8 protein-coding genes are annotated in these 14611 nt (G+C 42.5%); 1 reads left to right on the top strand and 7 read right to left on the bottom strand.

Annotation, left to right across the window (positions count from 1 at the left end):
* Window positions 1-7: 7 nt before the first annotated feature.
* The gene (locus IGJ12_RS08040; RefSeq protein ID WP_008381909.1) at window positions 8-745 is read right to left on the bottom strand and encodes an amino acid ABC transporter ATP-binding protein; all 738 of its coding nucleotides are present in this window, start codon (window positions 743-745) and stop codon (window positions 8-10) included.
* A 267-nt stretch (window positions 746-1012) separates the two neighbouring features.
* Between IGJ12_RS08040 and trpS the strand changes: the two genes are divergently transcribed.
* Window positions 1013-2020: a tryptophan--tRNA ligase gene (gene trpS, locus IGJ12_RS08035; RefSeq protein WP_005236112.1), complete on the top strand. Its 1008-nt coding sequence runs from the start codon at window positions 1013-1015 to the stop codon at window positions 2018-2020.
* Window positions 2021-2421: 401 nt separating this feature from the next.
* On the opposite strand, the gene pheT is transcribed toward trpS, so the two are convergent.
* From pheT to lepB, 6 genes are all read right to left on the bottom strand, one after another.
* On the bottom strand, window positions 2422-4842 hold the full coding sequence (gene pheT / locus IGJ12_RS08030; protein WP_430619549.1) for a phenylalanine--tRNA ligase subunit beta: 2421 nt from the start codon (window positions 4840-4842) through the stop codon (window positions 2422-2424).
* Entirely contained in the window at window positions 4843-5889 is a 1047-nt protein-coding gene (gene pheS / locus IGJ12_RS08025) for a phenylalanine--tRNA ligase subunit alpha (protein ID WP_086317392.1), read from the bottom strand.
* 357 nt (window positions 5890-6246) lie between these two features.
* Window positions 6247-6567, bottom strand: a complete 321-nt coding sequence (locus IGJ12_RS08020; RefSeq protein ID WP_005226192.1) for a winged helix-turn-helix transcriptional regulator — start codon at window positions 6565-6567, stop codon at window positions 6247-6249.
* Window positions 6568-6634: 67 nt separating this feature from the next.
* Window positions 6635-10312 carry a helicase-exonuclease AddAB subunit AddA gene (gene addA, locus IGJ12_RS08015; RefSeq protein WP_430619548.1) on the bottom strand — a complete coding sequence of 1226 codons (3678 nt, stop codon included), beginning with the start codon at window positions 10310-10312 and terminating at the stop codon, window positions 6635-6637.
* A complete protein-coding gene (locus IGJ12_RS08010) occupies window positions 10305-13922 on the bottom strand; it encodes a PD-(D/E)XK nuclease family protein (protein WP_008381921.1) in 3618 nt (1205 codons plus the stop codon). The genes addA and IGJ12_RS08010 overlap by 8 nt, the downstream gene beginning before the upstream one ends.
* A 124-nt stretch (window positions 13923-14046) precedes the next feature.
* Window positions 14047-14595: a signal peptidase I gene (gene lepB / locus IGJ12_RS08005; protein WP_087664163.1), complete on the bottom strand. Its 549-nt coding sequence runs from the start codon at window positions 14593-14595 to the stop codon at window positions 14047-14049.
* Between the last annotated feature and the right edge of the window lie 16 nt (window positions 14596-14611).

Here is a 14611-nt window from a genome sequence, read left to right as displayed (position 1 = left end):
CTATTGCTTAATGATTTGTGACTTTACTCAAGAATTGTTTTGCACGTTCGTCTCTTGGTGCATCAAAGAATCCATCGACATCGCGCCGGTCTTCTAAGACTTGTCCTTCCGCCATAAAGACGATTCGATCTGCTACTTCACGGGCAAAGCTCATTTCATGGGTAACAACGATCATGGACATACCTTCACTGGCAATTTTTTTCATGACATCCAATACATCACCAATCATTTCTGGATCCAATGCTGACGTTGGCTCATCAAAAAGCAGCATCTCTGGTTTCATCGCAAGCCCTCTGGCAATTGCGACCCGCTGCTGTTGTCCGCCGGATAACATGGAAGGATAGGAATCTTTTTTATCTAACATCCCTACCCGATCAAGAAGTTTTTCCGCCAAATTGATGGCTTCTTGCTCATTTTGTTTTAATACTTTAATCGGTGCCAACGTAATATTTTCTAACACGGTTTTATTTGGATACAAGTTGAAATGTTGAAACACCATGCCGATGTTTTTTCTAATTTCTGTCATTTTGACATCTTTGTCAAACAAGTTCTTACCATTGACCAATAATTGACCACCTGAAATGGTTTCTAGACCATTAATCGTACGGAGCATTGTACTTTTACCAGATCCTGAAGGCCCGATAACAACAACGACCTCACCTTTTTCAAATTCAAGGTTGATGTTTTTTAATGCATGGAACTTTCCGTAATATTTCTCTACGTTCTTAAATTCGATCATTGCCATTGATTCACACTCCTAGCTTTTTTTAAAATTAAATGAGTAATTGGAAAGATTTGATTCATATTATAGCTCAATCTTTTTTCATTTGTAAAGGTTCTTTTCCAATGTTCCCCCCTTATTTCTGAAAAGACAAGTGCTATTTTACTTTGATGTGAGGTTTTTGTCCATGAAAATTTTTCTCACCCCATCAGATCACAAGGAGAACCGGTTGTTTCTTTTGCTAAAAAAAGGTAAGATAAACCATATAACAAAGGAAAAGGTGGAAAAAAAGTGAATACGATTTTAACTGGCGACCGCCCAACTGGCAAATTGCATCTTGGCCATTATGTGGGGTCTTTAAAAAAACGGGTCGAAATGCAAGCTGACCCTGAAAATCAGCTTTATATCATGGTCGCTGACATGCAGGCACTAACAGATAATGCGAAAACACCTGAGAAGGTCTCAGCGAATATTTTAGAAGTTGCTTTGGATTATTTAGCCGTTGGATTGGATCCAGCAAAAACAACGATGTTTATTCAATCGCAAATCCCTCAGCTCTCTGAATTGACGATGTATTATCTCAATCTAGTCAGTGTTGCTCGAGTACGACGCAATCCAACCGTTAAAGCCGAAATTGAACAAAAAAAATTTGGTGAAGGCGTTCCTTCTGGTTTCTTCATCTATCCTGTCTCTCAAGCAGCGGATATCACCGCTTTTAAAGCAAATTTAGTTCCAGTCGGCGAAGATCAAAAACCAATGCTGGAACAAACGCAAGAAATCGTGCATAGTTTTAATTCTACGTATAGTGAAGTATTAGTCGAACCAAAAGCGGTTTTACCGCCAAAAGGCATGGGACGTTTAGCGGGGATCGATGGGAACGGGAAAATGAGCAAATCATTGAACAACGGCATTTACTTAGCTGATCCAGCCGATGTATTACAAAAGAAAGTGATGAGCATGTACACGGATCCAAATCACATTCATGTCAACGACCCCGGACAAGTTGAAGGCAATATGGTCTTCACTTATCTTGATGTATTTGGTACCGAAAAAGAAAAAATTGCTGAATTAAAAGAACATTACACCCGTGGTGGATTAGGCGATGTCAAAATCAAACGCTATTTGATCGATGTTCTAGAAGCCGAATTTGCACCGATTCGTGAACGCCGTGAAGCTTTTGCCAAAGATCCCGGTGAAGTGATGAACTTACTAAAACTTGGTAGTGAAAAAGCTGAACAAGTTGCCGCTCAGACGTTAGCTGAAGTCAAAAATGCAATGGGCATCAATTACTTTGCTTAAAAAAACAAGCCTTTACGGCTTGTTTTTTTGTTTACAAATCGGAATGAATTCTTTCATGCAAAACCTATGTACAAACTCTGTGTTAGATTTCACGAGAACACTTCCTCCCCAGACTGACACTTTGTGTATTTTGATTTGATGCTGTTTCTTGCGCAAAAATCGAGGAGCTGTCCTAAAAAATAACTTCATAAAACGCTGATTAGAAAATGCATTTTTTCAGCCTAGCCAGTGTTTAAAAAAGGTTGTACCAAAAAAGCTGGAATGCCTTCTATAGAGAAATCTTTTAAGGCTTTCACTCAACTCCTAACATTTTTTTGTCATCTGAGCATCTATTATAATAGTAGAAAACGTTCCCCACCCAACTTCTTTGTATGGTGGAGAACGTTTTTCTACTTATTTGATTAGCGGATTTCTGCTTGAACGTTTTCTTCTAAGTTACGAGTAATTTTCGCTATTGCTTGATTGATCTCTTCATCCGTCAGGGTAGCTTCCGGATTGCTAAAGGTCAGACTGTACCCTAGAGATTTTTTACCTGCTTCAATGTTTTTCCCTTGATAAACATCGAATAAACGAATATCACTTAAGAAGCGACCTGCACTTTCACGAATGATTTCCATCACGGATTGGTTATCGATCGTTTCATCGAGCAAGAGTGCCATATCTCGGGTCACTGATGGGAACTTAGAAACCGGTTGATAGACCAATTGTTCTGTTTTAGCTGCTAATAACTGATCTAAGTTCAATTCAGCAACATAGGTTTCACTCACTTCGTAGGCTTTGGCGATCGATGGGTGGACTTGTCCCAAGAAGCCGATTTCTAGGTCATCTAGCAAGATCATTGCCGTACGCCCAGGATGCATCTCTTTGATATCTGCCGTTTTTTGATAACGAATACGGTCGGTTAATGCCAACGAATCAAAAAGATTTTCTAAAATGCCTTTCAAATGGAAGAAATCAACTTTTTGAGCTTGGGTTTGCCAGTCTTTCTCATGGATATTTCCTGTCAATGCTAGCCCTAAGTGATTGACTTCTGTTGGCAGTTCGTGTTTACTGTCGCCCGTTTGATAGAAGACGCGACCAATTTCATATAAAGCAACACGATTGTTTTTACGTGCCAAATTGTACGCAACGTCGTCTAACAAACCTGAAATAAGATTCAAGCGCAAGACGGCACGCTCTTCGGTCATTGGCCAATCCAATCGAGTCACTTGGCTCGATTTATCCGTAAATTGTTGTGCCTTCTCTTCCGTTGTCAAAGCATAGCTGATGGCTTCACTGACCCCGTTGCCTTCCAAAAGAGTCCGAACTTCTCTAGTCAGACGTTGCGCTTTGGTTAAATGACCGGCAACCGTTTCTCCTTGCGGTAAAGTCGATGGCAAACGATCATAACCGTAAATACGCGCCACTTCTTCAATGATATCTGCTTCGATCGTAATATCCCAACGACGAGGTGGGACTGAAACAATATAGCTGTCTGCTTCTTGACGATGACCAAAGCCTAATGCATCAAAGATTTCTTGCACTTCTTCATCAGTGATTTCTGTGCCTAAATAGCTATTGATCCGTGCTAAAGTAATCGCAACCTCCACAGGTTCTACTGCTACTTGGGAACCTATTACTGCCTCTTTTAAGACCGTTCCGCCAGCAAGTTCCGCAATCAGTGCTGCTGCTGCATCACAAGCTTTTGCAACCGTTGCTTGGTTGATCCTTTTTTCAAAACGAGCGGATGATTCGCTTCTTAAATTGAATTTTTTCGAAGTCAAACGAATCGCTAATGGATCGAACAAGGCCGCTTCTAAAGCGACTGTGGTCGTCGTTTCCGTGATTTCAGAATCAAGACCTCCCATGACGCCTGCGAGCGCAACTGGTGTCGTTCCGTTGGTGATAACGATGTCTTCTGGGGAAAGCTGACGAGTTTCTCCATCTAAGGTAACCAGGCTTTCATTTTCTTTGCCGCGACGTACCAGTATTTCCTTGCTGTCTAGCTTTTGATAATCAAAAGCATGCAATGGTTGACCAAATAACAGTAAGATATAATTCGTCACGTCCACGACATTATTGATTGGACGAATGCCTTCATTCATCAAGCGATTTTGCAGCCATTGTGGACTTGGGGCGATCGTTACGCCATCAATGATTCGAATTTGGTAGGCGGGTGCATCCGTTACTTCAGTGACCTTCACCTGAATTTTATCGGCAGCAGCTACTTCACTTTCGGTAAGCGCAATTTCAGGAAACTTCGGTGTTTGCCGATAGATTGCACCGACTTCATAAGCAACCCCCCGCATGCTTAACGCATCCGCACGATTCGGAGTGATCGATAATTCGATAATGTGATCATCCATATCAAGATAAGGAAAAACCGGTGATCCTGGTTCTGCTTCTGCTGGTAAATAATAAATTCCTTCTGCATATTCTTTGGGAATCACGCTATCGGCATATCCCAACTCTTGCAACGAACAAATCATGCCGTTGGAAACTTCTCCCCGCATCTTGCCCTTTTTGATTTTTACGTTGCCCGCGATTCGAGAGCCTGGTAATGCCACGATGACTTTGATGCCGCTTTTGACATTCGGCGCACCACAAACGATCTGTGAGTCTTCATCCTCGCCAATATTTACTTGGCAAATTGATAGATGATCAGAATCTGGATGTGGTCGGCAGTCGGTCACTTCTCCGACAACGATTTTTTTTAAACCCTCTTCAGGCACGTCAATACCTTCGACTTCGATCCCCGTCACTGACATTTTATCCGCCAGCTCTTTGGGTGTGATCTCAGACAGATCAAGGTATTCATTTAACCATTTGTATGATACTAACATTTATTGTTCCCCCTTGAACTGGCGAATGAAACGCACATCATTTTGATAGAATTGGCGAATGTCGTTCACGCCGTAGCGCAGCATTGCCACTCGATCAGGACCTAAACCAAAAGCAAATCCTGAATATTGGGTTGGATCGATCCCTGACATTTCTAAGACGTTAGGATGCACCATTCCAGCACCGAGGATCTCGATCCAGCCAGTTTGTTTACAAACATTACAACCGGCACCACCGCACTTGAAGCAGCTGACATCGACTTCGACCGATGGTTCTGTGAAAGGGAAATAGCTTGGTCGCAAGCGAATTTGGCGATCTTCCCCAAACATTTTTTGCATCATGACTTCTAAGGTTCCTTTTAAGTCACCCATCGTAATATTCTTATCGATTACCAATCCTTCAATTTGATGGAATTGGTGGCTATGGGTCGCATCATCTGTGTCACGACGGAAAACTTTCCCGGGTGAGATCATCCGCAGCGGCCCTTTAGAAAAATCATGAGTCTCCATTGTTCTCGCTTGCACTGGTGACGTATGGGTTCGAATCAGCACTTCCTCTGAAATATAAAAAGTATCTTGCATGTCTCTGGCTGGATGATCTTTTGGCAGATTCATCCGTTCGAAGTTGTAATGATCTTTTTCCACTTCGTAACCTTCGACTACTTGGTAGCCCATACCAACAAAGATATCTTCGATTTCTTCCATGATTTTCGTTAACACATGGCGTGTTCCTCGGTCCATCTTTTTACCAGGCAACGTCACGTCGATGGATTCTTCAGCAAGAGCTTTTTCCAAGTTTGCTGCTTCGATAGACGTCTTGGCTTCTTCGATCGCTTCTGTCAAGATATCACGAATCTCGTTGGCATAGCTCCCCACCTTCGGCCGTTCTTCCGCAGAAAGATCTTTCATCCCCCGTAGAACTTCTGTGATAGGGCCTTTTTTCCCAAGCACTTCCACTCGAATTTGATTCAAGTCATTCATGGTTGGACTTTCTTTGATTTTAAGCAATGTCGTTTCCTTCAATGCTTCTAATTTCTCTTGTAAAGACATGTGTTTCCTCCTTCTATGCTGTGAATAGTGCAAGAATAAAAAGACTGGATTGACTGAATAAAGTGAGTATCATTCGTATAAAGACAAAAAAAGACATCATCCCTTAAAAAGGAACGACGTCTCGTGTTACCATCCTCATTCGCGAAAAAAACCGCGCACTCACTTCGGCTAACGACAGCAAAACTGCCGACTGACTGTAATCAGCAAGCTCCAGAAGTGAAATTCATTTTTCGAATACAGGACTTGCTTTCAGTCTGTGACAAGTCTCCCTTTTTCTGATTCAGCCAAATTACTAGTTTCTATCAACGCTTTTTATCTATTCATTTAAGCTTAGTTTACCTAATTTCCGGTGAGAAATCAACTGCATTCTTCCTCACGCACCCAGGTTTCTGCCCAACGCTTCACACTCATCATACTCTTTTCAAGAGCAATACCTCTTGGCGTCAAGCAGTAAAGATTGTTTTCTTTGCAGACAATTTCTTCCCGCTCTAATTCTTTCAAGCGTTCGACTAACACCCGATCACTCACTTGAGGAATCTTGTTTGCTAACTCAACAAATCTTTGTTTGCCGTCTTCAAGAAGGACATCAATGATCAAGCCGTTCCACTTTTTGCCTAAAATAGAAAAAGCTTTTTCAAATTTAGGACAAAGGGCATAATCCGATTCTACTTTTATCATTCTCCATCACCTCTTTTACCTATTATAGCATATGACTTACGAATTGTAAGAAACTAGGATCGATCAGCTAGAATGCCACGATCATTTTAGGTTTTAACAGCACTAAATAGGTCTGTTTCACTGGTTTGCTCAATGCTTTCTCCAATGCTTGGCAATAGAGTTTCAATTGACCATAATATCGTTCGCGCATTTTCTTTTCAATCTGAGCCTGACTGCCGAAAACATCATCTGTTTTAAAGTCATATAAAATGATTTCATCCGCCAATTCAATATAGCCGTCGATAATACCATGGATCAAAAGCGGCGCATCTGGTTCGTCAAACCCTTCAAAGATCGTATCAGCCTCTTTTAGCATCGAAAACGGCTGCTCCCGCTTCACCACAGCAGAGGATCGGTTCAGCAGTTCACCTAGTTCAGTTTGATAAAACCACAAAATGCTCGATCGGTCAATTTTTTTGGCGATTTCTTCAGAAAAAAATTGCTTTTTCACGAGTTCAGCAATCAGGAGCTCCAAAGTATCTTGTGTTGGCGTCATTCCTAATGGGATCATTTGCAAAACCGTATGTATTGCTGTCCCGATACTGCTGGCGAGAGGCTTCGTTTCTTGCAGAAATTTTGGTTTCGCCAATTCATCCTGTACGTAGCGATATTGCTGAGGATTCGTCTTCTCGGAAACCGACCGCCATTCCAACAAAGTGGTCTGTTGATCATCGGGATCGTTATAGAGTCTTTTCAATTCTGATACAGATTGATAACTAGTCGTTTGGGTCGCTTTTTGATAAGGATAGCGATATGCTAGGCGTTTCAAAAGATCATCGATATTGCTATCTGGCGCAAGCAATCGTTTAGACTCCTCGACTGGCGCAAGGGTCTCTTGGACTTGTTGCGTGATCGTTTCTTGATTCCACCATGACAGACGAAAATGAGCAGGATGATCGATCGTCCGCTTGCGCTCTGACGCTTCAGAGAATACTGCTTCCATATCTGGATGGCGCATCAGGGTCCGTCCGACCCAATCCATCAAGCTCCCCCGGGCAACAAGCCGTAATGCAGGATCAAGAACCATCTCGGCTTGTGTCAGGCCAGATTGCCAAGTCTTAAAGGCATCCGCTTGATTTTTATAGGAGCCCACTAAGAAAAGCTTCTGCTCTGCTCGTGTCAATGCTACGTATAATTTTCGCATTTCTTCTGACAAGGCTTTTTTCAAACGAACTTGCTTGATGGCTTGAAACGGCAGTGTCTCAAATTTAAGGTTTTCTGCTGGATTCACATATTGGATCCCAGCTCCCAGCTGTTCTTCAAAGATATAGCGTTTTTGAAAATCTTGGTAGTTAAAGAATTTTGTTGTATCCAGTAAGAACACAACAGGGAATTCCAAGCCTTTACTTGCATGAACGGTCATCACTCGAACGGCATCTTCTACAGGAGTAGCCACAGGCTCCGCCAAATCTTTGTTTTTTTCTTGCATTTTTTCGATGAAGCGAATGAATTGGTACAAACCACGGAAACTGCTCTTTTCGTATTTTTCGGCTCTGTGGATCAATGCCACTAAATTTGCATAACGCTGCTGTCCTGCAGGAAGTCCCACAACATAATCCAAGTAAGCAGTATCTTCATAGATTTGCCATAATAAGGTCGGGATCGGTAATCTGCGTGCTTCTTCGCGCCATTGATTTAGTTTGGCTAAAAACCCATCCACCGTTTGCCACAAGGGTGACTCTTCTTGTTGAACATGATAATCCAATACTGCATCATAGTAGTCGCTGGAACGATTTGCTAAACGGATCTCAGCCAATTGATCTTCTGTTAGGCCGACGATTGGCGAACGCAAGACCGCCACAAGGGGGATATCTTGGTACGGATTGTCAATGATTTGCAGCAAAGAAACGACGGTTTGGATTTCCGTTGCCTGAAAATAGTTTTGAGCATCATTCACCGCCATCGGAATCCCAAACTGCTTAAAGACATCTAAAATGACAAGATTGTTTTTACGTGTAGGGGTCAATAAGACGATATCGTTGTAAGTGATTGGTCGATTTGCTTTGGCTTTTTTGTCATAGATCATGAATTTTGATTCAATCAACTCTCGAATCTTCAATGCAGTAATCTGCATTTCACCCTCTGTTTTGTCATCGATCAATTGTTCTTCGGATTCATGCTCTTTTTCATATAACAAGAGCTCTGTGGCAAAGGCGTCGCTTTCTGGAAAATGAGGAAAACCGGTAATCAAGGCTGCCGCCTCATCATAAGGGATTTGTCCAACCCGTTCATCCATCAGCTGTTGAAAAACTAGATTCGTAAAATCCAATACGTCGGAGCGAGAACGGAAATTTTCTGCTAAGACGATTCTCCGCCCACCATTCTCCGTTTCAAATGCCAAGTATTTTTCGATAAATAGCGTCGGATCTGCTAGTCGAAACGAATAGATCGACTGCTTTACATCCCCCACCATAAACATGTTGCCGGGGTTATGATCGACTTGTCTCACCCAATATAAAATTGCCTCTTGCAGCCGATTGACGTCTTGATATTCATCGACTAAAACTTCTTCAAAGCGATCACGATAATAGGTCGACGCTTCACTTCCACTACCGTCTCCTTGTAAAATCTGCAAGGTGAAATGTTCCAAATCATTAAAGTCTAAACGGCCTTTTGAAAGTTTCCTTTCTTGGAATGCTTTCATAAACGCTTCGGTCATAGCTGCCATTTTTTCAACGACAGGTGCGGACCGATGAAGCAGCTCCATCATTTCAGCCGGTGGGTATGGAAAGGCCGCTTTCAATTGCTCAACCAATTTTTTCGCATCATCTCGCAAAGGTTTAATTTCTTGAGAGAGTTCCTTTTGTTCTGGTTTGCGAAAAGCTGGGTAGCGAGCAAAACGCAACACTTGGATTTGCTCATAGAAGCCATCAACATCGTCTGAATCAAGCAGAGCCTTTAAGGTTTCCACCATTCCTAATTCGGTATCGATCAATAGTGCCGCTTTTTCCATCGCTTCATCAGAACGGGCATAGTCTTGCGCCGCCTGCAGCAAATGCGCCGCTGTCTTCAAGTTTTCTTGCAAAGTCGGCTTGATTTGCGATTGGTACAGGGTATTTTCAGCAAAGGTTTCTTTGCCGATATAGTGATCACTTAGATGAGCTAACCAGTTTACTGGATCCGGATTTGCTCGGGCAAAGTCATAAAGAGACAGGATCAGATCCCCGACGCCTTCATCGGAACGATCACTAGAAAAATTTTCCGTCAAACGAAAGAACGCTTCATCATTGGCTTCATATTGTTGATCTCTCAGCTGTGTCCAGATTTCTTCTTTCATCAATAAAATTTCGGTTTCATCAGTCATCATGCGGAAATTTGGATCTAAATCGATCAAATAATAAAAACGCCGAATCACAGTTAAACAAAACGCATGCAAGGTAGAAATGTTAGCTGTCGGCAATAGCTGCAGCTGACGGACGAAGTGCTGGCGCTTTTGCTCGTCACTTTCTTGATTGATGGCCTGCTGCAATGCCGCTTGAATCCGTTCTTTCATTTCTCGAGCAGCTGCTTCGGTAAAGGTCACGATCAGTAAAGAATCGATCGTCGTTCCTGCTTTTAGCTTTTCAATCACTCGCCGAACCAAAACGGTGGTTTTGCCTGAACCCGCTGAAGCGGAAACGAGGATATTATCCCCTTTATCAAAAATGGCTTGCCATTGGGTATCCGTAAAGGTTTCATTTTGCGGTTTTAAAGGGATCTTACTCATCTTCTTCCTCCCTTAAGCGATGGATAATCTCATCTTTAGATAAGTTTTCTAAACGGTGGTACTCATTTTCTTTCAACAATACATCAAAGTCACAGATGCTGCGAAACGGACAAAACTCACACGCCCTTTTTTTGTCTTTTAATTTATAAGACGGGTTTAAGGCGATTTCACCGCTCAACAGCTTCTCACCACTTTGTTGCATATTTTTCCGATTGTGTTTTCTTAATAGTTCAAGCTCTTCTTCTGTATAAAACTTGTTTTTCGCCTGTGTTGTTTTTTGATAATTGCCGTTTTTGTCTTTCCGAACAGGAAATACCGGCGAATTTTTGCTGGCTTCAACTTCCTCATCGAGTAACGGGAAAACAGCCGGTTCGTCAATAAACAACCCGTCATACTTGAAACGTTTTAAACGTTCTTCTTCACTGGCTTCTTGTCCGTCCAAAAGCGGATTATGCACATGCAGATAATATGCCCCCGCTGGTCGAACCTTTGGCGAACCAACCAGTTGGACAGCATCCGTCAATGCGACGTCGAGATACGTGATCAACTGCATCGCAAGTCCGTAGTAGGCTTCAGAAAGGTCAAAATCTCGGCTGCTAGATTTATAGTCAACAACGGAAAGCCATTGTTCTTCTTCCGTTTTCGCCGTATCGACACGATCAATCTTCCCCCGCACATGTAGTTTCCCGCCAGAACTTAATGGTAATTCGATCCCGTTAATCCCATTTGAGCCAGCGATCTGGCCGAACAGCACCTCCGTCTTTTCAGGACTAAAATGCATTTTTTGTCCTTGTTTCGCTAATGCCCACGCTACTCGCTGAATCGTCTTGCCTAATTGATACCGAATAAAATTCATCCGAGCAGAACTCGTCAGTAAGCGATAACGGCTTTCGCCAAAAATTTCCTGCAAAACGACTTCCACAAATTGCACGCGTTGGTCAGCAGTTAACTGGGTCAAGGAAATATTTTCAGCAATTAGGACTTTGACAAAGCGGTCCAACGCATCATGGAAAAACTCACCGGTCATTGCTGGATTTAAGCCATAAACTTCCCGTTCTTTTAACCGTAATCCGTAGCTGACGAAATACTTGTATTCACACTGATAGAACGTCTCCATCTGAGAAATGGAGCTGTAGATCGACGGGCCATATAGCGCCGCAGCTTGTGCTTGAGACAAAGGAATCGGAATATTTTGATGGGTTTGGCTTTCAAATACTTGGGCAGCTAAATCTGTCCATTCCGAACGTAACAGCGCTTGTTTCAGTTGCTCCCACACTCGAGGCAAATTCTCTTTGTTTTTTTGCGCTTGCTGACTGAGATTATTGATTTGGTAGATCAGGCCACGATAACTGCCAACATAGTCTCTCGGGTCACTGACTAGCGTCAAGATCCCCCGCTCTTGCAGTGGTACATCCAAATGCTTGACCACGCGGTCTAAATAAGGCGACATCTTGATGTTTTGCTGTGTATCAAAATTAACGGCATAGGACAGTGATAAGTGCTCTGTCGCTGAAAGCAAGACAGAATAAAAGGCAAATGGTTCTTTGACACTGCCTTCCACCACTGTATCTCTAAGGTATTTTTCACCATTAAATAACTGATTGAAATGCTGACGTTCTTCATTCGTCAACAATGTTTTATTTTCCATTTTTCTTGGCAAAGCCGTTTCATTCAATCCCGGTGCAAATGTGATCTTCGCTTGTTTCGGACGTGCCAAATCAAGGCGGTTGATGTTGACTTGGTCGATCGCTGTTGGGATCTTTCCGAATGTGACATTTTCTAAGCCAGTCAATAAGACATCTTCAAAGAGCGCAAAATCAAAGGGCTCATCTCCATAGATCGTGGCATACTCATCCAGCAGATCCATTAAAGCTTGCCATGCTTGTTCATGATTGCGGGCTTGATCTAATTTTCCTTGTTGGATTGCCTGGTCTCGCCAATGCCTCAGCTGTTGCTCGACACCCGCATTCAGTAAAAAGCGATACAGCAGTTCTACGGCATCTCGATTTGTTCTAGCTGCTGTCAGCCAATCGAGTGTATCCACGACATCTTGCTTGAAAGCCCTGCGAAGCTGATTGGTGTACGCCGTCAAATCCACTTTGTCCACTGCTTCTTCTTCCGATTGTAAATACTCGATCAGTTCCCAATCTTCGTTTCTCGTCCAACTCGCTCCTTGGAAATCATGAGCCAGCGCTTTGTTCTCGGTAATATCCACCAACTTACGAAACTGGTCACGCCCAACAAGCCAATCTGCTTCGGAGCGATAGGCTGCCGGTAAGTAAAGTTCCGTTCTAAGCAACCGTAAAATATCATTTAAGCGAAAGCCATAGGATTGACAAGCAAAAAAAGCATTCAAAAACTCAACCAATGGATGTTGCGCCATCATCTGCTCTTCATCGATATAAAAAGGAATCTCAAACTCAGTAAAAATTTTAGGAATATACTGATGATAGACTTCTGGTTCGGCGATCAGTAATTGGATATCACGATACCGTAATGTTGGGTACCGTTTCTTATCACTCATCATCCCGCGGATCGACGCTGCGATTTGACGAATCTCTTCTTCGGGATTCCCAACTTTCCAGACAGCCAAGAAGTCTTTGACGGACGTCTGCTGATGATAATTGGCTTGTGATTGGGTCTGCCGCCAAAAAGTTTCTACTTCCTTGTATGCCTGCGGGATCGATCCCTCGTCTTCTTTGTCCACCTCTTGGTTGACGGAAAGTTTCTGATCTAAGTAAATGTTCACTTGATTGTCACGAGCAGAACTGATCAACTGATAATAGGTCCGTCCTGCTTCGTAAAATAAATTCAATGGCGTGGGCATCTCTTGTGGGTACCCGCGATCCAAAATAAGATCAATCACTACATGACTTCTCTTCATCAGTACTTGAATCAACTGTTGCTCTTGTGTTGAAAAGGCGGAGAAACCGCTGATAATAAATAAGGCGTGGGAAAGATCTGGCGCTTTGTTCAAAGAAACAGTGGTTGGCATTGCATGATCCACCGAGGAATCGCCCAGCAAGGAACCTTCCAGAAAGCGTGTCAGTAAGGTGATCGGTTGTTCGACTTGCAAGGCACGCTCTAGAAGTTCTTGTTCAAATCGTTGAAAAATTATCGCTAATTCACTGTATTTTTTTTCTTCGTCTTGGGTTGCGCTTGGTGCAGCACCACCTGCTAATAAATCTTCGATCCCCAATCTACTTGTATGCATTTCTTGATAGAAAGCCAACAATTGTTGGATAAAACCCGCTTTGTTGATCTCACCACGGTATAAGACGAGTTCTTCTTCTAGTTCCAAAAGCAGCTTACGCATGATCATGGAGGCACCATTTTCAGTGATGGCATTTTGAGAAAGCAAGCCGGTTTGCTGCAGATAAAACCAAGCCAAACGGTGAAAACTATACACTTGCGCGCGAATAGAAGCAAAATCTTCTACGCGATCCTCTTTCAGTAATTGAAGGATCTCGCGCTCTCTTTCAAATTTGTTGTAGTTAGGTACCAGGAAAAATACTTCTTGATGGTCTTTTTCTAACCAGCTTTTTGCATTTTCTATCACTGCTTGATCATGACGACAACGGCCATCGCCAAGAATAAATCGTAAACTCATGAAAGGACTCCTTCTCTCCATCGTCTTTTAAAAAAATCCACTAAAAAATCAGCGACACGCTTTTTCGAATGCGTCTTTATTTTTAAGAGACTCTCCTTAAAAACAAAATAACAATCGCAGAATTTCATTCTTTGCCTACCATACCAAAATCGGCAATTGGCCAGAAAACAAATTTTACATCCCCCAAAATTGTTGATTCATCGATCAGACCTAATTGACGACTATCTTTGGAAATTCGACGGTTATCCCCTAACACTAAAATTTGACCTTCAGGAATGACTTCAACACCAAATAACCCCATATCAAAATCACTGGTCAATGGAAAGCCATCTGTGACAGCTGCTTTGAATTCATCCAAGTAGGGTTCATCATATGCTTGTCCATTGATATAAAGGGTATCGTTTTGATAGGAAACCTGATCGCCAGGTAAACCGATCACGCGTTTGATATAGTTTTTGCCTGCTTCATCCGGTGCTTCAAACGTTATGATATCGAAACGTTCGATCTCGGTATTTTTCAAAGCAATCACCCGCTCACCATCATGTAATGTGGGGTCCATCGAATCTCCTTTTACGATCACAGGAGTAAAGACATACTGTCTTAATAACAAGAGGAATAAAGTGAAGATCACGACAAATCCTACTGTTTTTAAAAGCTCTTTTACTTGTTGCACGCGTCCCTCACTCCTT

Origin of the sequence: Enterococcus sp. DIV0802b (genome assembly GCF_050543535.1) — a bacterium.
GTDB classification, from domain to species: Bacteria; Bacillota; Bacilli; order Lactobacillales; family Enterococcaceae; genus Enterococcus_D; species Enterococcus_D entomosocium.
This window is presented reverse-complemented; position numbering and strand designations above follow the sequence as displayed.